Source organism: Schumannella sp. 10F1B-5-1, assembly GCF_006517535.1.
Lineage (GTDB): Bacteria > Actinomycetota > Actinomycetes > Actinomycetales > Microbacteriaceae > Schumannella.
Genome location: NZ_VHQH01000036.1, coordinates 126,775 through 147,555, shown reverse-complemented (window position 1 = coordinate 147,555; position 20,781 = coordinate 126,775). Strand labels below are relative to the sequence as shown.

The 20,781-nt window shown below is 72.2% G+C and carries 18 protein-coding genes and 1 tRNA gene; 10 read left to right on the top strand and 9 right to left on the bottom strand.

Annotation, left to right across the window (positions count from 1 at the left end):
- Positions 1-28: 28 nt before the first annotated feature.
- Positions 29-1,237 (bottom strand): DNA polymerase IV, encoded by a 1,209-nt coding sequence (dinB, locus tag FJ658_RS06315; protein WP_141144522.1) that lies wholly within the window; start codon positions 1,235-1,237, stop codon positions 29-31.
- Positions 1,238-1,392: 155 nt separating this feature from the next.
- Here dinB and FJ658_RS06310 point away from each other — a divergent pair, with 155 nt between their 5' ends.
- The 3 genes from FJ658_RS06310 to FJ658_RS06300 all read left to right on the top strand — a co-directional run bounded on the left by FJ658_RS06310 (position 1,393) and on the right by FJ658_RS06300 (position 4,285).
- The gene (locus FJ658_RS06310) at positions 1,393-2,085 is read left to right on the top strand and encodes a response regulator transcription factor (protein ID WP_141144521.1); all 693 of its coding nucleotides are present in this window, start codon (positions 1,393-1,395) and stop codon (positions 2,083-2,085) included.
- A gap of 175 nt (positions 2,086-2,260) precedes the next feature.
- On the top strand, positions 2,261-3,985 hold the full coding sequence (locus tag FJ658_RS06305) for a cell wall metabolism sensor histidine kinase WalK (RefSeq protein ID WP_141144864.1): 1,725 nt from the start codon (positions 2,261-2,263) through the stop codon (positions 3,983-3,985).
- Between the two features lie 9 nt (positions 3,986-3,994).
- Positions 3,995-4,285, top strand: a complete 291-nt coding sequence (locus FJ658_RS06300; RefSeq protein WP_141144520.1) for a WXG100 family type VII secretion target — start codon at positions 3,995-3,997, stop codon at positions 4,283-4,285.
- 107 nt (positions 4,286-4,392) lie between these two features.
- On the opposite strand, the gene groL is transcribed toward FJ658_RS06300, so the two are convergent.
- The 5 genes from groL to FJ658_RS06275 all read right to left on the bottom strand — a co-directional run bounded on the left by groL (position 4,393) and on the right by FJ658_RS06275 (position 8,701).
- A complete protein-coding gene (gene groL, locus FJ658_RS06295) occupies positions 4,393-6,012 on the bottom strand; it encodes a chaperonin GroEL (RefSeq protein WP_141144519.1) in 1,620 nt (539 codons plus the stop codon).
- Positions 6,013-6,242: 230 nt separating this feature from the next.
- Positions 6,243-6,446, bottom strand: coding sequence for a cold-shock protein (locus FJ658_RS06290; RefSeq protein WP_141144518.1), 204 nt, complete (start codon positions 6,444-6,446; stop codon positions 6,243-6,245).
- A 223-nt stretch (positions 6,447-6,669) separates the two neighbouring features.
- Positions 6,670-7,284 (bottom strand): LytR C-terminal domain-containing protein, encoded by a 615-nt coding sequence (locus tag FJ658_RS06285; RefSeq protein WP_141144517.1) that lies wholly within the window; start codon positions 7,282-7,284, stop codon positions 6,670-6,672.
- Between the two features lie 14 nt (positions 7,285-7,298).
- Complete coding sequence (locus FJ658_RS06280) at positions 7,299-7,637, bottom strand: DUF3263 domain-containing protein (RefSeq protein ID WP_141144516.1); 339 nt, start codon at positions 7,635-7,637, stop codon at positions 7,299-7,301.
- A gap of 74 nt (positions 7,638-7,711) precedes the next feature.
- Positions 7,712-8,701 carry a DUF2332 family protein gene (locus FJ658_RS06275; RefSeq protein ID WP_141144515.1) on the bottom strand — a complete coding sequence of 330 codons (990 nt, stop codon included), beginning with the start codon at positions 8,699-8,701 and terminating at the stop codon, positions 7,712-7,714.
- Positions 8,702-8,844: 143 nt separating this feature from the next.
- Here FJ658_RS06275 and msrB point away from each other — a divergent pair, with 143 nt between their 5' ends.
- The 5 genes from msrB to FJ658_RS06250 all read left to right on the top strand — a co-directional run bounded on the left by msrB (position 8,845) and on the right by FJ658_RS06250 (position 13,028).
- Complete coding sequence (msrB, locus tag FJ658_RS06270; RefSeq protein ID WP_141144514.1) at positions 8,845-9,306, top strand: peptide-methionine (R)-S-oxide reductase MsrB; 462 nt, start codon at positions 8,845-8,847, stop codon at positions 9,304-9,306.
- Positions 9,303-9,845, top strand: a complete 543-nt coding sequence (locus tag FJ658_RS06265) for a nitroreductase (protein WP_141144513.1) — start codon at positions 9,303-9,305, stop codon at positions 9,843-9,845. The genes msrB and FJ658_RS06265 overlap by 4 nt, the downstream gene beginning before the upstream one ends.
- A 153-nt stretch (positions 9,846-9,998) precedes the next feature.
- The gene (locus tag FJ658_RS06260) at positions 9,999-10,340 is read left to right on the top strand and encodes a metal-sensitive transcriptional regulator (RefSeq protein ID WP_141144512.1); all 342 of its coding nucleotides are present in this window, start codon (positions 9,999-10,001) and stop codon (positions 10,338-10,340) included.
- Between the two features lie 88 nt (positions 10,341-10,428).
- Positions 10,429-10,686 (top strand): heavy-metal-associated domain-containing protein, encoded by a 258-nt coding sequence (locus FJ658_RS06255; protein WP_141144511.1) that lies wholly within the window; start codon positions 10,429-10,431, stop codon positions 10,684-10,686.
- On the top strand, positions 10,683-13,028 hold the full coding sequence (locus tag FJ658_RS06250) for a cation-translocating P-type ATPase (RefSeq protein ID WP_141144510.1): 2,346 nt from the start codon (positions 10,683-10,685) through the stop codon (positions 13,026-13,028). Before FJ658_RS06255 ends, FJ658_RS06250 begins: the two co-directional genes overlap by 4 nt.
- Positions 13,029-13,060: 32 nt before the next feature.
- Here FJ658_RS06250 and FJ658_RS06245 read toward each other — a convergent pair.
- Positions 13,061-13,137 (bottom strand) — tRNA-Thr (locus FJ658_RS06245).
- Positions 13,138-13,245: 108 nt separating this feature from the next.
- Positions 13,246-14,292, bottom strand: coding sequence for a thioredoxin domain-containing protein (locus FJ658_RS06240; protein WP_141144509.1), 1,047 nt, complete (start codon positions 14,290-14,292; stop codon positions 13,246-13,248).
- A gap of 292 nt (positions 14,293-14,584) precedes the next feature.
- On the opposite strand from FJ658_RS06240, the gene FJ658_RS06235 reads away from it, so the two are divergent.
- Together FJ658_RS06235 and FJ658_RS06230 are read left to right on the top strand one after the other, a co-directional pair.
- The gene (locus FJ658_RS06235) at positions 14,585-15,694 is read left to right on the top strand and encodes an ABC transporter ATP-binding protein (protein WP_141144508.1); all 1,110 of its coding nucleotides are present in this window, start codon (positions 14,585-14,587) and stop codon (positions 15,692-15,694) included.
- 93 nt (positions 15,695-15,787) lie between these two features.
- Positions 15,788-17,086 (top strand): DUF4032 domain-containing protein, encoded by a 1,299-nt coding sequence (locus FJ658_RS06230; protein WP_141144507.1) that lies wholly within the window; start codon positions 15,788-15,790, stop codon positions 17,084-17,086.
- 22 nt (positions 17,087-17,108) lie between these two features.
- Here the strand turns inward: FJ658_RS06230 and FJ658_RS06225 are convergent, their stop codons facing one another.
- The gene (locus FJ658_RS06225) at positions 17,109-20,699 is read right to left on the bottom strand and encodes a bifunctional RecB family nuclease/DEAD/DEAH box helicase (RefSeq protein ID WP_141144506.1); all 3,591 of its coding nucleotides are present in this window, start codon (positions 20,697-20,699) and stop codon (positions 17,109-17,111) included.
- Positions 20,700-20,781 lie beyond the last annotated feature (82 nt).

Genomic DNA, 20,781 nt, shown 5'->3' with positions numbered 1-20,781 from the left:
CGACGCGCGAGCACCGCGCCCCCGCACCTCACTCGTGCTCCGGCAGCACGGGCGACGACCACCCCGGATCGCGCCCGAGCTGCGCCGCCCGCGACACCGACGCGGCGCCGAAGCGCTCGCGCACCGCATCCAGCACCGTGTCGAGCCGGGCTCCCTCCTCCCACTCGATCGGCAGCTCGGGATGCTGCGCACCAGCCCGGTCGAGCTGCGCGAGCGAGACGCCGATCAGGGTGAGCCCGCGCGCCGCGATCTCGGGTGACACGTCGGCGAGCAGCCCGCGGGCGACCTGGAGCAGCACACTGGTGCGATCGGTGGCCACGCCGAGGCTGCGCGACCGGGTCGCCTTCGCGTAGTCGCCGAAGCGCAGACGCAGCACGACCGTGCGGCACACCCGGTCGCCGTCGCGCAGGCGGCGAGCGAGGCGGTCGACGATCTGGCTCAGCATGACGTCGAGCTCCTCGGGCGAGCGCGGGCGGGCACGGTCGGCCGCGCCGAGCGCCCGCTGCGAGCCGATCGACGAGGGGCGGCGCGTCGCATCCACGGGGCGCGGGTCGCGCAGCCGCGCGAGCGCGTGCAGGTGAGCCCCGGCGGCGCGGCCGAGCAGCCGCTCGGCCCGCGACTCCTCCAGTTCCGCCAGCTGCCCGACCGTGCGGATGCCGAGACGGTGCAGCTTCTCGGCCGTCACCGCGCCGACACCCCACAGCCGCTCGACCGGCAGGGGCAGCAGGAACTCCTGCTCGCGCTCGGGTTCGACGACGAGCAGCCCGTCGGGCTTGCTGACCGCGCTCGCGACCTTCGCCAGGAACTTCGTGCGCGCGACGCCCACCGAGATCGCGAGCCCGGCTTCGGTCCACACCCGCTCGCGCAGCCGCACCGCGATCTGCTCGGGCTCGCCGGCGAGCCGACGCAGCCCGCCGACCTCGAGGAACGCCTCGTCGATCGAGATGCCCTCGACGAGCGGCGTCGTGTCGCGGAAGATCGCGAAGACCTGCTTGCTCGCGGCCGAGTAGGCGTCCATCCGCGGCGGCACGACGATCGCCTGCGGGCACAGCTCGCGCGCCTGCCGGCCGCCCATCGCGGTGCGCACGCCGAACGCCTTCGCCTCGTAGCTCGCTGCGAGCACGACCCCGCCGCCCACGATCACTGGCCGCCCGCGCAGGCCGGGCGCATCCCGCTGCTCGACCGAGGCGTAGAACGCGTCGAGGTCGGCATGCAGCACCGTCGCCTCGCCGCGCATCCGCTCTCCTGCCGCCCGCCACCGGCCCGTCGGCGGCGTTCCGCAGACCGCCGCCGACAGTGGTGGATGCGCGGATCGTCGCACGCACGGACGACATGGATACCGCCTTACCTGGCTCCCAGGAATGCTCCAGGCAACGGTCAGATACTGGCACCATGACCGACGGACCCAAGATCCTCATCGTCGATGACGAGCCCAACATCCGCGACCTGCTCACCACCTCCCTCCGCTTCGCCGGCTTCGCCGTGCGCGCGGTCGGCAACGGCGCCCAGGCCATCTCGGCGGTGCTGGAGGAGGAGCCCGACCTCATCGTCCTCGACGTGATGCTCCCCGACATGAACGGCTTCGGCGTCACCAAGCGCCTCCGCGCATCGGGCTACACCGCGCCGATCCTGTTCCTCACCGCGAAGGACGACACCGAGGACAAGATCACCGGTCTCACCGTCGGCGGCGACGACTACGTCACCAAGCCCTTCTCGCTCGACGAGATCGTCGCCCGCATCAAGGCCATCCTGCGCCGCACCATGCACGACGACGACGACGCCATCATCCGCACCGGCGAGCTGTCGATGGACCAGGACACCCACGAGGTCACCGTCGGCGACGTCGCGGTCGAGCTGTCGCCCACCGAGTTCAAGCTGCTGCGCTACCTGATGCTCAACCCCAATCGCGTGCTGTCGAAGGCGCAGATCCTCGACCACGTGTGGGAGTACGACTTCAACGGCGACGCCGGCATCGTCGAGAGCTACATCTCCTACCTGCGCCGCAAGCTCGACCAGCACTCGGCCGAGCCGATGATCCAGACCAAGCGCGGCTTCGGCTACATGCTGAAGGCCTCCAAGGTCTGATCCCGTCGTCATCCGCCCAGGCGTCGCGCCCCCGCGGCCGGAGTCCCCGCCGACTCCCGGTTTCGGGGGCGTAGCCTGTGCCGTTGAGTGCGTGCCCGCCGCGGGCGTGCACGCAGTGTCCGCCGTCGCGTCGCCTGCCGCGCATCCACTGAGAGAGGTCTGATCCGTGGCCTCGATGCACGCCTCGTTCGACCACTGGTGGGCCGGCATCTCGTTGCGCACCAAGATCACCGGCGTGACGGTGCTGCTGCTGACGTTCGGCCTCGCCGTCGCCGGCGTCGGCACCGCGAACGTGCTGCGCGGCTACCTCTTCGAGCAGGCCGACACCCAGCTCGACAACGTCTACAACGACATCCGCGGCAAGCAGCTCGGGCCCTCGGGAAGCCAGCCGTACCTCTCCGACGCCGCGCCGTACTACATCCGCATCGTCGACTCGAAGGGCACGACGCAGTGGATCAACGTCGCGACCTCGGAGACCGACACCGGGCCCGACCTCGAAGACCTCGACCTGGATGCGATCGCCGACCGCCACGACGGCGTCAACGTCTACAGCATGGATCACCAGAGCCAGTGGCGCGTGAAGGCCTACAGCGGCCAGTTCCGCACCGGCTCCGACTCGGCGCCGGGCACCCTGATCATCGGCGTCAGCGTCGCATCGACGGATGCCACGGTGGGCCGCTACGCCGTCATCTTCGCCGGGTTCGCGATCGCGGTCATCGCGCTCGGCTGGGCCCTGACGCAGCTGCTCGTCACGAGCACCTTCGCCCCGCTGCGCGACGTGGAGCGCACCGCCGCCCGCTTCGCCGCCGGCGACTACAGCCAGCGCCTCGGCGGCGCCACCCCGAACACCGAGGTCGGCCGCCTCAACCGCTCGCTCAACACGATGCTCGCGCGCATCGACTCGGCCTTCGCCGACCGCGCCCGCACGATCGAGCAGATGCGGCGCTTCGTCGGCGACGCCAGCCATGAGCTGCGTACCCCGCTCGTCTCGCTGCGCGGCTACGCCGAGCTCTACCGCATGGGCGCCCTGCAGAAGCCGGAGGACGTGGCCCAGGCGATGGACCGCATCGAGCGCGAGGCGATCCGCATGGGCGCGCTCGTCGGCGATCTGCTCGAGCTGGCCCGACTCGACGAGGCGCGCCAGCCGACGCTCGCCCCGGTCGACCTGCTCCCCCTCGCTCAGGATGCGGCGCTCGACGCGAGCGCGTCGAACCCGAACCGCAAGATCACCGTCGTCGTGCCCGACCACACGAACGACCGGATGCTGACGCTGCCGACCAGCATCCCGGCCATGCCGACCGCGGTCGCCGCCGGCGCCCTCGAGGGCGGCCAGCCCGCGACCGTGACGAGCCCGATCGCGCTCGCCGGCACCGCGCTGGCGCGCCTGCGTCGACGCCGCGGGCAGGCCCGCACGCAGGCGACCGGCGAGATCGCGCCCGTGCTGCCGCCGCCGGTGCCGCTGCCCGAGGTCGGCCCGATCGTGCTCGCCGAGGGCGACAAGATCCGCCAGGTCATCACGAACCTCATGGGCAACGCCATGCGCTTCACCGCCGACGACGGCCCGATCGAGCTCGTCGTCGACGTGGATGCGGTGGGCGGCTACGGCTCGATCTCGATCGTCGACCACGGCGAGGGCATCCCGCCGCAGCTGCGCGAGAAGATCTTCCAGCGCTTCTGGCGCGCCGACTCGTCGCGCACCCGCGACACCGGCGGCAGCGGCCTGGGCCTGGCGATCGTGGCGGGCATCGTCGCGAACCACCACGGCCACGTCGAGGTGCTCGAGACCCCCGGCGGCGGCGCGACCTTCCGCGTGAGCCTGCCTCTCCTCCCCCGCGACGCCGACGACGAGAAGTCCACGGATGCACCCTCCGAGCCCGAGGGCGGCCCCGCCGGCTCCTAGCTTCGGGGCATGGCTAAATACTCGGTAGACAGTGATGAAGTCCTCGCGGCCGCGGCGTCGGTCAGCCAGGCGATCGATCGCATCCGCACGGATGTCAGCACGCTGAACACGCGGATCCAGAATCTGCAGGGCAGCTGGCAGGGGTCGGCGTCGACGCAGTTCCAGGGCGCGGCGCAGAAGTGGAGCCTGTCGCAGACCTCGGTGCAGGAGTCGCTCGCCGCGCTCAAGTCGGCGCTCGACGTGGCGGCGCAGAGCTACGACGAGGCGGAGTCGTCGGCGACGCGGATGTTCGCGGGCTGACCCGCTGCGGCCCTGACGGGCCCGACACGACGAAGCGGGCGGCTCCCCGAAGGGAACCGCCCGCTCGCGTGGTTCGAGCCGAGGCCCGGACTAGCCGATCTCGGGGATCAGAAGTCCATGCCGCCGGTCGGGTCGCCGGCCGGGGCCGGGTTCTTCTCCGGCTTGTCGGCGACGACGGCCTCGGTGGTGAGGAACAGACCGGCGATCGAGGCCGCGTTGAGCAGCGCCGAGCGGGTCACCTTCACCGGGTCGTTGATGCCCGAGGCGAGCATGTCGACGTACTCGCCGGTCGCGGCGTTGAGGCCCTGGCCGACCGGGAGGTTGCGCACCTTGTCGACCACGACGCCGGGCTCGAGGCCAGCGTTGAGGGCGATCTGCTTGAGCGGCGCGTCGATGGCGACCTTGACGATCTTGGCGCCGGTCTCCTCGTCGCCCACGACCTCCAGCTTCTCGAAGGCGAGCTTGCCGGCCTGGATGAGGGCGACGCCACCACCGGCGACGATGCCCTCCTCGACGGCGGCCTTCGCGTTGCGAACGGCGTCCTCGATGCGGTGCTTGCGCTCCTTGAGCTCGACCTCGGTGGCCGCGCCCGCCTTGATGACGGCGACGCCGCCGGCGAGCTTCGCGAGGCGCTCCTGCAGCTTCTCGCGGTCGTAGTCGGAGTCGGTGTTCTCGATCTCCTGGCGGATCTGCTTCACGCGGCCCGCGATGGCGTCGGCGGTGCCGGCGCCCTCGACGATCGTGGTCTCGTCCTTGGTGACGATGACCTTGCGGGCCTGGCCGAGCAGGTCGAGGGTCGCGTTCTCGAGCTTGAGACCGACCTCCTCGCTGATGACCTGGCCGCCGGTGAGGATCGCGATGTCCTGCAGCTGCGCCTTGCGACGGTCGCCGAAGCCGGGGGCCTTGACGGCGACCGACTTGAAGATGCCGCGGATCTTGTTCACGACGAGCGTGGCCAGGGCCTCGCCGTCGACGTCCTCGGCGATGATGAGCAGCTGCTTGCCGCTCTGGATCACCTTGTCGACGACGGGGAGCAGGTCCTTGATGTTCGAGATCTTCGAGTTGACGATCAGGATGTACGGGTCTTCGAACACCGCCTCCTGACGCTCGGGGTCGGTGACGAAGTACTGCGACAGGTAGCCCTTGTCGAAGCGCATGCCCTCGGTGAGCTCGAGCGTGGTGCCGAAGGTGTTCGACTCCTCGACGGTGACGACGCCCTCCTTGCCGACCTTGTCGATCGCCTCGGCGATGAGCTCGCCGATCTCGCTGTCGGCGGCGCTGATCGAGGCGGTCGCGGCGATCTCGTCCTTGGTCTCGATCTCCTTCGCCGTGGCGACGAGCTCGGCCTCGACGGCCTTGACGGCCTTCTCGATGCCGCGCTTGAGGCTGATCGGGTCGGCGCCGGCCGCGACATTGCGCAGGCCCTCGCGCACGAGCGCCTGGGCGAGCACGACCGAGGTGGTGGTGCCGTCGCCGGCGACGTCGTCGGTCTTCTTGGCGACCTCCTTGACGAGCTCCGCGCCGATCTTCTCGTACGGGTCGTCGAGCTCGATCTCCTTGGCGATGGAGACGCCGTCGTTGGTGATCGTGGGGGCGCCCCACTTCTTCTCCAGCACGACGTTGCGGCCGCGCGGTCCGAGCGTGACCTTCACGGCGTCGGCCAGGGTGTTGAGGCCGCGCTCGAGGCCGCGGCGGGCCTCCTCGTCGAATGCGATGATCTTCGCCATGTAGTTCTCGTCCCTCCCGGACGTCGGCCTGCCGGGCGCGGCGGTCGCCGCGTGGCAGTGGTCATGGGTTAGCACTCCGATCAAGGGAGTGCCAGAGGTCATTCTGGCACTCGACCCGAGGGAGTGCAAGCCATGTGGGCGTGCTTCTGACCTGCTCCCGGAGACGACGAAGGCGGGCGACGCCGCCGCGCCACCCGCCTCTCTCGTCCGGCTCTCGCCGGCGCTGCCGACTAGGCCGGCCTGACCGATTCGGCCTGGGGCCCCTTCGCCCCGGTGCCGAGCTCGAAGGTGACCGCCTGGCCCTCCTCGAGCACCTTGTATCCACTCATGTCGATCGCGGAGTAGTGCACGAACACGTCCTGCCCTCCACCGTCCACCGTGATGAAGCCGTAGCCCTTCTCGGCGTTGAACCACTTGACGGTCCCGTTGGCCATTGCCTCTCCTTGCTGTGCGCGTGGAACGGCGGCTCATGCGCGGCGCGATGGCCGTCCACGCGGCGATGCTAACGCGAGGAAAGGGCCGGTTCTGCGGGGATTCCCCGGAATTCCGGCCTTGGCGACCGATCGGCACGCAGATTAAACACTCGCGTAACACGCCCGGGATCCCGGAGCTCGCGGAGACCCCGCAGAGGGAGGTGGATGGGGCCGGCCGGTCGGCTCAGCCGGCCGGGGTGTAGTCCTCGCCGAGCACGATCGTGATCGGCGCCCCCGGGAACGCCGACGACAGCGTGATCGATCCGGTGCCGATGATCTGCGCCATGCCCTTGGCGACGCCCTCGTACTTCTTGTCGGAGTAGTAGATGGTCGTCTTCTTGGTGTCGCGCTCGTCGGCGTTGGCCGTTCCCGAGACCGTCCAGCCGGCATCCTTCAGCTGCGTCGCGAGGGTGTCCTGCGTGCCGTCGTTCGGCGAGGCGTTCAGGATCGAGATGCGCAGCGAGTCGGCGATCGCCGGGTCGACCGACCCCGGCTCGGTGATCGCGGGCGTCTTGTCGGCGGCGCTCGCGCTGGGCGCGCTGCTGGCGGCCGAGTCGGCGCCGAACGGCAGATCGATCTGGAACCGCGAGTCGACGCGCGAGAGCGTGAACAGTCCGACCGCGACGAGCACGCCGCTGGCCAGCGCCGCCCACGCGAAGACCACCCATCCGCCGCCACGACGCGCGCGGCCGCGGTGCGCGCCGACGCGCGACAGGTCGTGGGGGATGTCGTCGAAGCGGTCGCGCGGAGCGGTGCGGTGCGCTGAACGCACCTTGGGACGCGTGTCGGTCGTGGCCATCGAGCGGGTGATCCTCAGCTGTCGTGTCGGTCGGCTCCGGCGCGCTCGGCGCCCGCCGCGGGGTCGATCCGGAAGGTGCGTGCGGCGCGGGCCCGCGTGCGGGATTCGCGCAGCCGCTGCAGCCGTCGCACGAGGAGCGGGTCCTCGGCGAGGGCGTCCGGCCGGTCGATCGCGGCATGGAGGAGCTGATGGTAACGGGCCGAGGTGAGTCCCAGCTCCGTGCGGATCGCGGACTCCTTCGCCCCGCTGCGCCCGATCCAGTCGCGCTCGAAGTCGAGCACCCGGCGCTCGGCGTCGGTCAGCGCATCCGGATCCGCCGCGGGCTGCGGGGTCGACGGCGAGGACGTGGACATGCGCGCCACGCTAGTGCGCCGCCGGCGCGGCGCCCGCGTGCCCCGCCGCGGTCGCGCATCCCGACCAGCGCAGCTCAGCGCAGCCAGGCGAGCCGGTCGCCGTGCGGCGTGACGTGGGCGAGGGGCTCGCCGTCGAGGGCGAGCAGGTGGCCGGTGGGATGCGCGCTGTCGCGGCCGGCAGCGCGCTCGGACACCTCGGGCAGGGCGTTCGTCCCTTCGAGCGTGATCGCATGCGCTCCGATCGCACGGACCGCGTCGAGGAAGCGGGCCCGCACGTCGCGATGCAGGTAGACGAGCGTGCCGAGCGACACGACGACGAGGCGCGCACCGACGGGCACCTCGGGTGCGATCGCCCGCATCCGCTCGGGCTCGGCGATCAGCTCGGCGACGTCACCCGCGACGACCGGCACGGGATCGACCGCGACCGCGGCGAGCGCCGCCGCGAGCCGCTCTCGCCGGTCGGGTCGGTCCACGGGCGTGAGCGCCTCGAGCCAGCGGGCGTCGCCCGGGTCGAGGGGATCGAGCGGAGCCAGATCGACGCCGCGACGGTCCAGGATGCGCGGCAGTCGCGTCGGCAGGGGCCCCGGCCCCGGCACCCGGCAGCGCACCACCGGCTCCCCCGCGCCGAGCGTCGAGGTCGCGCCGTCGTCGCCGTCGAACGCGATCGTCCAGCGGTCGAGCGCGAGGCAGAGTCCCGCAGCGGCGCCCAGCTCGAGCAGCACGATCGGACCGTCGAGGCGCGCGAGCGCGGCGGCGAGCGGCGCCGAGCGTCCGACCTCGTTCGTCTGGGTGCGGCGTCCGTGCGCGGCGGCCGCGAGGCGTCCGGCGTGCTCGAGCAGCCATGCGCGCAGCTCGGAATAGCTCGTCGCCTCCGTCGAGGCGCCGAGCAGGTCGGCCACCGCGAACAGCAGAGAGGGATGCCGCTGGGCGGGCGGCAGCGCATCCACGATCTGCAGCACCTCGGCATCGTCGGCGAGGGCCGCGGCCCAGGCGCCGTGCAGCGCACTGTGCGGGGCGAGCTCGCCCGCGGCGCGGCGGTACCACTCGGCGGTCGACTCGGCCATGCGCCCATCCTGCCCCGCCGGCGCCCCGGCCGCGGCTCCCACCTGACCGCCGACTGACCGGCGCCTGCGCGGGGCGTCACACGGGAACACGAGTCGTGAGAAGGCGGTTGAATGTGTCGTACGTCCGACGAAAGGGAACGACCATGGCCTACGAGGTCGAGAAGACCGACGCCGAGTGGCAGGACGAGCTCAGCCCCGAGCGCTACAAGGTGCTGCGCGAGTCGGCGACCGAGCGGGCGTGGACCGGCGAGCTGCTCGACGAGCACCGTGCCGGCCTCTACACCTGCGGCGCCTGCGGCGCGGAGCTCTTCAAGAGCGGCACCAAGTTCGACTCCGGCTGCGGCTGGCCGAGCTTCTACGACTCGGTGAACCCCGACGCGGTCGAGCTGATCGAGGACAAGAGCCTCGGCATGGTGCGCACCGAGGTGCGCTGCGCCAACTGCGGTTCGCACCTGGGTCACGTGTTCGACGACGGCTTCGGCACGCCGACCGGTCTGCGCTACTGCATGAACTCGCTCGCGCTGGGCTTCAGCGCCGAGGGCGAGACCGCCGAGAGCGAGACCCCCGCTGCCGATGCGCCCGCCGCCGACAGCACGGCGAAGTGAGCGCCTTCGAGGCGCTGCTGAACCGCCGCTCCTACTCCTCCGTCGGCGACGACGCCCCGAAGCGCAAGGAGCTGCTGCGTCTGGTGGATGCGGCATCCACGCTGGCCGATCACAAGTCGCTGCGCCCGTGGCGGCTGATCGAGCTGCGCGGCGACGCCCGCGACCGCATCGGCGAGGGCCTGGCCAAGGCCGAGGGCAAGAAGGGTCACGACGTGGAGAAGTACGTGCGCAAGGCGCACCGCTCTCCGCTCGTGATCGCCGTGGTCAGCTCGCCGCGCAAGGGCAAGCTGCCGGAGTGGGAGCAGGAGGCGGTCGCCTCGGGCGTCGCCCACAACCTGTCGCTGCTGCTCGACGAGGCCGGCTGGGGCGTCTTCTGGCGCACCGGGTCGCACACCCGCCACAAGGCGGTCGCGAAGGCGCACGAGCTCGAGCCGGGCGAGAAGCTGCTCGGCTGGCTGCACGTGGGCTCGAAGCCGGTGCGTCGACGCCACGGCCGCCGCAAGCCGATCGATCCGAAGAGGTTCCTCACGCGGCTCTGATCGGCCGGGAGCGATACCCCCTCAGGGTATAGCTGTCAATCACCTGGGATGCGCGGCTCGCGACGTGCATGCACGTCGCGAGCCGCGCATACTTTTGTCCGTCAGATACCCCCACCCGGTATCCGAAGCACGATGACCAGGCAGGAGCCGACCATGAGCGAGACCGCCACCCCCGCCTCCACCGGGAACGCGCACGCGGGTCACGGGCACGGCGCGCCCGGCTATGTCGACGACAAGGATGCGCTGCTCAAGCGCCTGCGTCGCGCCGAGGGCCAGGTGCGCGGCATCGCCCGCATGGTCGAAGACGACGTCTACTGCATCGACATCCTGACCCAGGTCTCGGCCGCCACGAAGGCGCTCGAGACCGTCGCGCTCGCGCTGCTCGACGACCACCTCAGCCACTGCGTCGCCGAAGCCACCGCCGAGGGCGGGCCCGTCGCCGAGGAGAAGATCCGCGAGGCGAGCGCCGCGATCGCGCGCCTCGTGCGCTCCTGACGCGCGACGCGCTTCCGCGCATCCCGAACCCGCGCCGGCCCGACGGCCGCGCATCCCTGATCATCCCGTCACCGAGAGGAACCCGACCATGTCGGACTTCACCAGCACCGTGCTCGTCGAGGGCATGACCTGCGGCCACTGCGTCGCGAGCGTCAGCGAGGAGATCGGCGAGATCGCCGAGGTCTCGGGCGTCGAGGTCGAGCTCGTCGTGGGCGGCGCGTCGCGCGTCACGATCGCGAGCAGCGCGCCGATCACGGCCCCGCGCATCCAGGCCGCCGTCGAGGAGGCGGGCTACGCCATCGTCGAGGAGCCCGTCGCGAGCGCGGAGGGCGGCGCGTCGGCATGACCGCCGTCGAGCACCGCCTCGACATCACCGGCATGACCTGCGCCTCGTGCGCGAACCGCATCGAGCGCAAGCTCAACCGGCTGCCGGGTGTCGAGGCGACCGTGAACTACGCGCTGGCGACGGCCCACGTCGTGAGCGACGGCAGCGATGAGACCGTGGATGCGCGCCGCCTGCTGCAGACGGTGGAGAGCGCCGGCTACCGGGCGACGATCCCGGCACCCGAGTTCGACGCGACGACCGCGGCCGCCCACGACGGCGACGATGAGCACGGGGGCGCCGCTGGGCACGGGGGCGCCGCTGGGCACGCCGGTCACGGTTCCGATCGCGGAGCCGGTTCCGGCGACGCCCACCAGCACGACCACGGCGACGCCGGAGAGCTGCGCCGTCGCCTCATCGTCAGCGCCGTGCTCGGCGTGCCCGCGGCGCTGCTGTCGATGATCCCGGCGCTGCAGTTCGACAACTGGCAGTGGCTCGTGCTCGCCCTCGCCGCGCCCGTGGCCGTGTGGGGCGCCTGGCCGTTCCACCGCGCGGCCGCCGTGAACCTGCGCCATGGCGGCGTGACGATGGACACGCTGATCAGCCTCGGCATCCTCGCCGCCTTCGGCTGGTCGCTGTACGCGCTCTTCCTCGGCGGCGCCGGCATGACCGGCATGCACATGAGCATCACGTTCCTCGGCCGACCCGAGGCCGGATCCGACGAGATCTACCTCGAGGTCGCGGCCCTCGTGACCGTGCTGCTGCTGGCCGGCCGCTACATCGAGGCGCGCGCCGGCGTCTCGTCGCGCGCGGCGCTGCAGGCGCTGCTCGAGCTCGGCGCGAAAGACGCGGCACTGCTGCGCGACGGCGTCGAGACGCGCGTGCCGGCGTCGCGGCTCGTCGTCGGCGACCGCGTCGTCGTGCGTCCGGGCGAGAAGTTCCCCGCCGACGGCGTCGTCGCGCTCGGCACCTCGGCGGTCGACGCGAGCATGCTGACCGGCGAGTCGGTCCCCGTCGAGGTCGGCCCGGGCGAGCGCGTCGTGGGCGGCACGATCGACGTCGGCGGCCGGCTCGAGGTCGAGATCACCGGAGTCGGCGCCGACACCGAGCTGGCGCGCATCCGGTCGCTCATGATCGAAGCGCAGACCGGAAAGGCGCAGGTGCAGCGGCTCGCCGACCGGATCTCGGCGGTGTTCGTGCCGGCCGTGATCGCGCTCGCGATCATCGCGTTCGCCGCCTGGGCGCTGTCGGGCGCCTCACTCGAGATCGCCTTCACCGCGGCCGTGACCACGCTGATCATCGCCTGCCCCTGCGCTCTCGGGCTCGCGACGCCCACCGCGATCCTGGTCGGCACCGGCCGCGGCTCGCAGCTGGGCATCCTCATCCGCGGACCGCGCGTGCTCGAGCAGACCCGCACGGTCGACACGATCGTGCTCGACAAGACCGGCACGGTCACCAAGGGCCGGATGCGCGTCGCCGAGGTCGTGCCCGCCGACGGCGTCGACCGCTCCGAGGTCGTCGCCCTGGCGGCCGCCGTCGAGGAGGGCTCGGAGCACCCCGTGGGCCGCGCGATCGTGGCGGCCGCGGATGCGGACGGCGCCGCGCATCCCGCCCCGGAGCAGTTCACCGCGCACGCCGGACTCGGCGTCCAGGCTCTCGTCGACGGGCGGCTCACCGTGGCCGGGCGGCTCGCCTGGCTGGCCGCGGAGTGGTCGATCGACACGACGTCGCTCGAGGCCCGGGCGGCCGAGCTCGAGTCGGACGGCGCGACCGTGGTCGGCCTCGCCGCCGACGGACGCCTGCTCGGCCTCGTCGCGGTCGCCGACACCGTCAAGCCGACGAGCGCGGCAGCCGTCGCCGCTCTGAAGCGCGTCGGGCTCACGCCCGTGCTGCTGACCGGCGACAACGCGGGCGCCGCGAGCGCCGTCGCGGCCGAGGTCGGCATCGACGACGTGCGCGCGGGCGTGACCCCGGCGGGCAAGCTCGACGCCGTGCGCGAGCTGCAGGCGCAGGGCCGGGTCGTGGCGATGGCCGGCGACGGCGTCAACGACGCCGCGGCGCTGGCCGCCGCCGACCTGGGTCTCGCGATGGGCGGCGGCACGGATGCGGCGATCACCGCGAGCGACATCACGATCGTCAGCGGCGACCTGCTCGCCGTCGCCGACGCGGTGCGCCTCGCCCGCAGCACGCTCGGCACGATCCGCGGCAACCTGTTCTGGGCCTTCGCCTACAACGTGGCCGCGATCCCGCTGGCGATGCTGGCCGTGCTGAACCCGATCATCGCGGGCGCCGCCATGGCGTTCTCGTCGGTGTTCGTCGTGCTGAACAGCCTGCGGCTGCGGCGCTTCCGGCCGCTCCCGCGCTGACGCCGGTCGCTCTGCGACGCACCGGAGCCGGTTGGAGCCCCCTGTCGGGTTCGAACCGACGACCCCCGCTTTACAAGAGCGGTGCTCTGGCCAACTGAGCTAAGGAGGCGACGCGCCGATCCTACCGGCGCGCATCCACGGCATCCGCTCGCCGACAGCCCGTCGACGCAACCGGGCAATGGCGCGCCGGCGAGCGCTGCGCGCGTCAGTGCGAGCGTCAGCCCGCGGGCGAGGCGCTCGGCGACGGCGACGGACTCGCCGACTCGTCCTCGGTGAAGTCGCCGCCGTTGGCCTGCACGAAGGCGCGGGCGAGGTCGTCGGGGTCGGCGTAGTCGCTCGGCACGAACTGCGTGCCGTTGAGCAGCACGAGGGGCGTCGCCGAGACGGCCTTGACGTCGCTGTCGGGCAGCGGGCCGTTGATGGCGCGGTTGCTGGCCGCCTGCACCCACTTGCCGAAGCGGCGGCTCTCGACGCAGCGCGTCACATCCGACATCGACGTGACCTTCGCGGCCTTCGCGATCTCGAGGATGCGCGCGTCGGACATGCCGCCGCTCTCCTGCGTGGGCTGCTGCTTCAGCAGACGGTCGTGGAAGGCGAAGAAGCGGTCGGGCGAGTACTCGGCGACGCAGCCGGCCGCGTTCGCGGCCCGCAGCGCGTACTGGTCGCTGCCCGACTTCGAGCTGAGGGCGACGGGATGCACCTCCAGCGTCGCGGCGCCGTCGCTCACCCAGCTGCGCAGCTGACTCGAGTTGGCCTTCTCGAAGGCCGCCGCATCCGGCTGGAAGTAGTCGACGTAGAGGCGGATCGCGATCGTGCCCTCGGGCTGCGTCGCCTCGACGGGCGTGTCGCCGGGGCCGAGCGACCCGGTGCGCAGCGCCGTCAGATCGGCGCCGATGCGGATGCCGTCGCTGAGCATGTTGCGCGGGCCGCGCTGGGCCGGGCTCGCGAAGTTGATGATCACGAGCGTCACGACGACGATCACGGCGATGATGCCACCGACGATCCCACCGCGCAGCAGGAGGTTGCGGCGCCGATCCTGCTTGCGCTGCAGGGTGCGGATCTCGCTCGCGCGGTCGCGGGCGGCCTCGCGCGCCGTCGCGATCGCGGCGGTGTCGAGCGGGACCGGCGGCGTGGCGGGAGCGGTCGGCGCGAGCGCGTCGCCCTCGGCGGAGGCTCCGCCGGCGGGCGCTCCCTCGGCCGGGGCTCCCTCGGCGGGGGCGGCGTCGGGATCGCGGGCGTCGCCGGGCTCGTGCGGGTCGGTCATCGCTCCTCGTCCGTGCCGCGGATCCGCGGCGGAAGGTGGCTGTCGTGTGGTGCGGGGCGCGGTGCACTCGCGCGCCCGGAGATCGTAGGCATCCACCCTGGGAGCGTTCCCGGGGTCGACTGCCCGTCGAGCCTAGCGGCGCGACGGGGTAGACCGTCTCGTCCATGGCGGGTGCCGCATCCGTGCCCTAAGGTGAACCGCAGGTGACCACCGCTGATCGCCTGCAGTGGGCACCGCATTCCATTCACTACGGATCGTCCGGCACGTACCTGCCGGTGAAGGAGAAGAACCCATGGCATCTGTGACCTTCGACAAGGCCACCCGCCTCTACCCCGGCTCGAACCGCCCTGCGGTCGACGCGATCGATCTGGAGGTCGCCGACGGCGAGTTCCTGGTTCTCGTCGGCCCCTCGGGCTGCGGCAAGTCCACCACCCTGCGCATGCTCGCCGGCCTCGAAGAGGTCAACGACGGCCGCATCCTGATCGGCGACCGCGACGTCACCGACGTGCCGCCGAAGGACCGCGACATCGCGATGGTGTTCCAGAACTACGCGCTGTACCCGCACATGACCGTCGCCGAGAACATGGGCTTCGCGCTCAAGATCGCCGGCGTGAACAAGCAGGAGCGCGCCGACCGCGTGCTCGAGGCGGCGAAGCTGCTCGACCTCGAGCCCTACCTCGGCCGCAAGCCGAAGGCGCTCTCGGGTGGTCAGCGTCAGCGCGTCGCGATGGGCCGCGCGATCGTGCGTCAGCCGCAGGTGTTCCTCATGGACGAGCCGCTGTCGAACCTCGACGCCAAGCTGCGCGTGCAGACCCGCACCCAGATCGCCTCGCTGCAGCGCCGCCTCGGGGTCACCACGGTCTACGTCACGCACGACCAGACCGAGGCCCTGACGATGGGCGACCGCATCGCCGTGCTCAAGGACGGCGTGCTGCAGCAGGTCGGCTCGCCGCGCGACCTCTACGAGAAGCCGAACAACGTCTTCGTCGCCGGCTTCATCGGCAGCCCGGCCATGAACCTGTTCACGGCCGACCTGGTCGACGGCGGCATCCAGTTCGGCACCGGCGTCGCCGCGGTCGAGCGCGACGTGCTCGCCGCCGCCTCGGGCAAGCAGGTCACGGTCGGCATCCGCCCCGAGGACCTCACCCTCTCGACCTCGGGCAGCGGCCTGCAGGTCGAGGTGGATGTGGTCGAGGAGCTCGGCGCCGACGGCTACCTCTACGGTCACGCCGACATCGCCGGCAAGCGCGTCGACATCGTCACGCGCGTCGACGGCCGTGCGCACCCGAACGCGGGCGACAAGGTCGTGCTGACGCCGGTTCCGCAGCACCTGCACACCTTCGACGCCGAGACCGGCGAGCGCCTCAACACCGCTCCGATCGCCGCCTCGACGACCGCCTGATCGCCGTCATCGGCTGATCGACGAACCACGCGACTGCCGCGGTCCCGCTCGCCGGGGCCGCGGCAGTCCGCATTCCCTCCCGGAGCACCTCGCATGAACGCCAGCGCCCTCTCCATCACGTCGGCGGTGCCGGATCCCGCCCTGCTCGACCTGCCGTGGCACATCCCGCTCGCCGACTGGCCCTCGGAGACCATCGCCGCACTGCCGAAGGGCATCTCGCGCCACCTCGTGCGCTTCGTGCACCTCGGCGGGCACGTGATCGCCGTCAAGGAGACGACGACCGAGCTCGCGCGCCAGGAGTACGACATGCTGCGCACCCTGCAGCGCCTCGACGTGCCGTGTGTCGAGCCGGTCGCGGTCATCTCCAACCGCACGACCCCGTCGGGCGAGCCCCTCGCGCCGGTGCTGATCACCCGGCACCTGCGCTTCTCGCTGCCCTACCGCGCGCTGTTCTCGCAGTCGCTGCGTGCCGAGACCGGCACGCGCCTCGTCGACGCTCTGGCGGTGCTGCTCGTGCGGCTGCACATCGGCGGCTTCTTCTGGGGCGACGTGTCGCTGTCGAACACGCTGTTCCGCCGCGACGCGGGCGCCTTCGCCGCCTACCTGGTGGATGCCGAGACCGGCAAGCTCTATGACGGCGGGCTCTCGAACGGGCAGCGCGAGAACGATCTCGAGATCGCGCGGGTGAACATCGCGGGCGAGCTGCTCGACCTGGAGTCGGGCGGCCGCCTCGACGAGAACCTCGACCCGGTCGCCGTGGCCGACGGCATCGTCGCCGCGTACCGCACGCTGTGGGCCGAGCTGACCAGCGCCGAGTCGTTCCCCTCCTCGGAGCGCTGGCGCATCAGCGAGCGCGTCGAGCGCCTCAACGCCCTCGGCTTCGACATCGAGGAGCTGTCGATCCAGCAGGACGACACGGGCGACGGCACCCGGGTGCGCATCCAGCCCAAGGTCGTGGATGCGGGCCACCATTCCCGGCGACTGCTGCGGCTCACCGGACTCGACGCCGGCGAGAACCAGGCCCGGCGCCTGCTCAACGATCTCGACGCCTACCGCGCCATCGGCGATCGCGCGCAGCAGGACGAGGAGATGCTCGCGCACGAGTGGCTCGTGCGCGTGTTCGAGCCGGTCATCCGGGCGATCCCGCGCGAGCTGCGGGGCAAGCTGGAGCCGGCCGAGGTCTTCCACCAGCTGCTCGAGCACCGCTGGCATCTGTCGCAGCGCGATGCGCGGCCCGTGCCGGTCGCCGAGGCGCTGACCGACTACATCGACACCGTGCTGCGGCACCGGCGCGACGAGGTGACGGTGGTCGGCCCGCCGACGTCGGTGCTGACCGCGCAGCTCGAGCTCGGCGTCGAGGAGGCCGAGGAGGACTGGCGCAAGAACGTGTGAGGGCTGCGGAGTTTCGGCCAGCTCAGCTCTCGCCCCGCACGAGCCGCACGAAGCGGCTGAGCTCGGCGACGCCGTCGGGCTTCCACGGCAGGTGATCGAGCAGCCGGGGCGAGTAGATGAGCCGCGCCGCCCACTGCGCGCGCGAGATCGCGACGTTGAGCCGGTTGCGCGACAGCAGGAAGTCGAGCCCGCGCGGGGCGTCGTCGGGGCTGGATGCGGCGAGCGACACGATCGCGACGACGGCCTCCTGCCCCTGGAACCTGTCGACCGTGCCGACGCGCACGCGCTCGAGCCCGGCCGCGGCCAGGGTCTCGTGGATCAGCTCGACCTGCGCGTTGTAGGGCGCGACGACGATCAGGTCCGACTCGGTGAGCGGGTCGTCGGCGCGGCCGGCGTCCTCGTCGGTCCAGCGCAGCCCGAGGTGCGCCCGCACCTGCGCGAGCACCTCCTGCGCCTCCTCGAGGCTGGCGGTGGCGTTGCCGGTGTGCGCGAGCGGGATCGCCTCGAAGCCGGGCGGCGCTCCTTCGAGGTGCCGCCGAGCGGTGCTGGGATGCGAGCGCAGCTCCCCCGCGTAGGCCAGACGAGAGACCGGGCGGGTGACCGCCGCATCCATGCGCCGGCTCGCGGCGAGGAAGTAGCCGTACTCCGCCGGCAGCACCTCGTGCCCGGCGCTGATCGCCCCGAGCGCCGAGGCGTCGATCGGCGCCGGGTGCACGCCCTGGCTGACCTGCGGCAGCTGCTGCGGGTCGCCGAGCAGCAGGATGCGGTGCGCGGCCTGGGCGACGGCGATCGTGTTCGCGAGCGAGAACTGACCCGCCTCGTCGATCACGAGCAGGTCGAGCTCGCGGCGTCCGACCCGCTTGGTGTTGACGAAGTCCCAGCCGGTGCCGCCGATGACAGCGCCGCGCCCGGCATCGCGATGGCGCGCGAGGAACGCGGCCTGCGGGTTGCTGCCGCTCAGCTCGGTGAAGGCGTGGTCGTCGTAATACCCGGCGCCCTCGCTCGACGGGATGCCCTTGCCCACCTGGGCGGGCGCGCATCCGGCTCGCACGACCCCGTCGAGCACGTTCTCGACGACCCGGTGCGACTGCGCGACGACGCCGATCATCCAGCCCTGGGCGACGAGCTCGGCGATCACGTGGGCGGCGAGGTAGGTCTTGCCGGTGCCGGGCGGACCCTGCACGGCCAGGTACGAGTCGTCCATGCGGCGCAGCGACGCGACGACCGCGCGCACGCCGTCGTCGGCATCCCGCATGGGCTCGAGCGCCGCGCCGTCGCGCAGACGCGGGGCGCGGCGCAGCAGGATGTCGCTGGCCGGATCGAGCGGCCACCCGTCTCCGAGCGCGTCGACGCGGGCGCCCCACTCCTCGATCGCCGCGCGGTGCCCCTCCGTCATCGGCGGCGGCCCGGGAGTCAGGGCGATCGGCAGCGCGTTCCACGGCTCGATGTCGGCGCCCGGCCCGCCCGGGGCGCCGGGTGCCGCCCCCGGGAGGGTCTCGGCGAGCAGCACCGACCCGTCGTCGCCGATCTCCTCGATCGTCGCTCCGTGGTCGAGCGCGTGACGCGGATCGCGCCCGGCCTTCGCGTAGACGGCGGGCCGGTAGATCGCGAAGACGCGGCCGGGGCGCGCCGAGCTGCCCGGAGCCCAGGCGCCGCGCAGTCGCACGCGGCGGCGGCTCGCGCGCTGCCCCGGCCCGGGTTCGGTCCAGTCCTGTTCGACCGTGCTCAATGCCGCATCCACCTCGAAGACGTCGCGGGTGCCCATCCAGTCGATCGCGTCGCTCTCGAGCCGCTCGAAGTGCGCCCACCAGAAGCTCTTGTCCTCGCGCCGGTGGTAGTCGATCGCGGCGGCCGCGAGCCGGTTCGCGGCCGCGCCGTCGGCGTCGTGGACGGCCACTCGCCGCTCGGCCCGGGCGAGCAGCGCGGGGGTCAGCGGGTCGAGGCGAAAGGTGCGCTCCGCGTCCGGCGCGCGCTCACCTCCCGTGCCGGGCTCGACGCCGGCCTCGGCGCGCGCGACCTCGATGAGCCAGTCGCGCAGGCGCCGGGTCGAGACGCAGTCGTAGCGGTTGTAGTCGATGATGTCGTCGAGGATGCGCTGCGCCTCCTCGAGGTCGCCCAGCTGCGCCGCCTGCCGGCTGACGGCGTACTGGATCACAGAGTCGGCGGCGTTCGTCACGCCGTCCTGCGTGCGCAACTCGTCGCCCATGTAGAGCGGCTCGAGCTTCTTGATCGAATACGAGCGGCTGGCGACGCGGATCGACCGCTTCACGACCGGATACAGATCGACGAGCACCCCGGCGCTCAGCAGCTCGTCGACGTCCGCCTCGCCGACGCCGTGCCGGGCGGCGATCGACGCGAGGTGCGTGCGCTCATAGCTGGCGTAGTGGTAGATGTGCATGCCCGGATTCGCCTGCCGCCGCAGCTTCACGTCGTCGAGGAAGGCGCGCAGGGCGACCGCCTCGGCGGCCAGGTCGTGGGCGAGGTAGCTCGTGAACTGCTCGGCGTCGTCGATGTAGCCGAACAGGTAGTCGAGCCCCCACAGCGAGGTCACGCCGTCGGCGGCGAGCTCCTGGTGCAGCGGGTCGCCCTCGAAGTCGAAGTAGATGTCGCCGGGATCGGGCGCGGGGAGATCGGCGATGATCTGCGGCGCGAACATGCGGAACGCGGGCACCGCATGCGCCGTGGCGGCGTCGGAGGACTCCCCCGCGAGCGCCTCCGCCGCCATCGCGCTGACCTGCAGCGCGGCCTGCTCGTGGAGCGCGCGGTAGGTGGCGGCCGGCACGGTGCTGCCCTCCGGCTGCTCGGCGGCGCGGGCGAGATCGTCGATCGTCGTCAGCCCGCCGGCCCGCAGCTTGGCGCGCTGCGTCGCGCGCATCCCGGCCACCAGGAAGAGGTCGCGATGCGCATCGACCTCGGCGGCGCAGACCTCGCACCGGCCGTCGGCGGCGTAGCGCGCATCCCCCCAGTCGACCGCGCCCGGCTCGGCCCGGTGCTCGCGGATGATGCCGTGCAGCCGCTCGCGCCGCAGCTCGAAGACCGGGCGGATGTCGTCGATGTGATGGATGCTGGAGCGCCCGTCGCCGAGGATCAGCTCGACCTCGTCGTCGACGGGCACGCCGAGCCGCCGCAGCTGCTCGTGATAGGCGGCGAGCTGCAGGAGCGCGGTGACCTTGGCCGAGCGCGCGAGCTTGGAGTCCTGCACGCGATAGCGCCCGTCGGGCTGCCGGGCGAGGAAGTCGGCGAAGCCCACGAACAGCAGCTCGGGGTCGCTCTCGTCGAAGAACACGGCCTGGTAGACGAATCCCGCACCCGAGTGGAGGGCCTCGAGCGTCTGCACGGCGAGCCGCCGCAGCTCGTCGGCATCCCGCGCGTTCTCGGGCCGCGGCAGCGCGACGACGTCGCTGCCGGGCTCGTCGCGCAGCGCCTCGACGATGCGCTCCTCGTGCCGGTCGCCGAGCCGGGCGGCGCGCTCGAGCATCGCGTCCGCCTCGACCTCGACGGCGACCGCCCGCCCGAGCTTGACGTCGAGCGTGCGCAGCAGAGCGAACTCGCACTCGCTCGCGAGCTTGAGGTCGCTGGCGCTCGTGACGAGCGCGTCGTTCAGCAGGTACACGGTGCCTTCCGGATCGGGATGCGTCTCACGCTACGGCGCGCCACCGACATGAGCGCGTCTCGGGTCAACGGATGCTGTCGCC

Excerpts from the sequence above, each read along its gene's own strand:
- dinB (WP_141144522.1), bottom strand. The coding sequence starts at position 1,237 with ATGCGCGGCGAGGCGACGGTGCTGCATGCCGACCTCGACGCGTTCTAC.
- FJ658_RS06310 (WP_141144521.1), top strand. The coding sequence starts at position 1,393 with ATGACCGACGGACCCAAGATCCTCATCGTCGATGACGAGCCCAACATC.
- FJ658_RS06305 (WP_141144864.1), top strand. The coding sequence starts at position 2,261 with ATGCACGCCTCGTTCGACCACTGGTGGGCCGGCATCTCGTTGCGCACC.
- FJ658_RS06300 (WP_141144520.1), top strand. The coding sequence starts at position 3,995 with ATGGCTAAATACTCGGTAGACAGTGATGAAGTCCTCGCGGCCGCGGCG.
- groL (WP_141144519.1), bottom strand. The coding sequence starts at position 6,012 with ATGGCGAAGATCATCGCATTCGACGAGGAGGCCCGCCGCGGCCTCGAG.
- FJ658_RS06290 (WP_141144518.1), bottom strand. The coding sequence starts at position 6,446 with ATGGCCAACGGGACCGTCAAGTGGTTCAACGCCGAGAAGGGCTACGGC.
- FJ658_RS06285 (WP_141144517.1), bottom strand. The coding sequence starts at position 7,284 with ATGGCCACGACCGACACGCGTCCCAAGGTGCGTTCAGCGCACCGCACC.
- FJ658_RS06280 (WP_141144516.1), bottom strand. The coding sequence starts at position 7,637 with ATGTCCACGTCCTCGCCGTCGACCCCGCAGCCCGCGGCGGATCCGGAT.
- FJ658_RS06275 (WP_141144515.1), bottom strand. The coding sequence starts at position 8,701 with ATGGCCGAGTCGACCGCCGAGTGGTACCGCCGCGCCGCGGGCGAGCTC.
- msrB (WP_141144514.1), top strand. The coding sequence starts at position 8,845 with ATGGCCTACGAGGTCGAGAAGACCGACGCCGAGTGGCAGGACGAGCTC.
- FJ658_RS06260 (WP_141144512.1), top strand. The coding sequence starts at position 9,999 with ATGAGCGAGACCGCCACCCCCGCCTCCACCGGGAACGCGCACGCGGGT.
- FJ658_RS06255 (WP_141144511.1), top strand. The coding sequence starts at position 10,429 with ATGTCGGACTTCACCAGCACCGTGCTCGTCGAGGGCATGACCTGCGGC.
- FJ658_RS06250 (WP_141144510.1), top strand. The coding sequence starts at position 10,683 with ATGACCGCCGTCGAGCACCGCCTCGACATCACCGGCATGACCTGCGCC.
- FJ658_RS06240 (WP_141144509.1), bottom strand. The coding sequence starts at position 14,292 with ATGACCGACCCGCACGAGCCCGGCGACGCCCGCGATCCCGACGCCGCC.
- FJ658_RS06235 (WP_141144508.1), top strand. The coding sequence starts at position 14,585 with ATGGCATCTGTGACCTTCGACAAGGCCACCCGCCTCTACCCCGGCTCG.
- FJ658_RS06230 (WP_141144507.1), top strand. The coding sequence starts at position 15,788 with ATGAACGCCAGCGCCCTCTCCATCACGTCGGCGGTGCCGGATCCCGCC.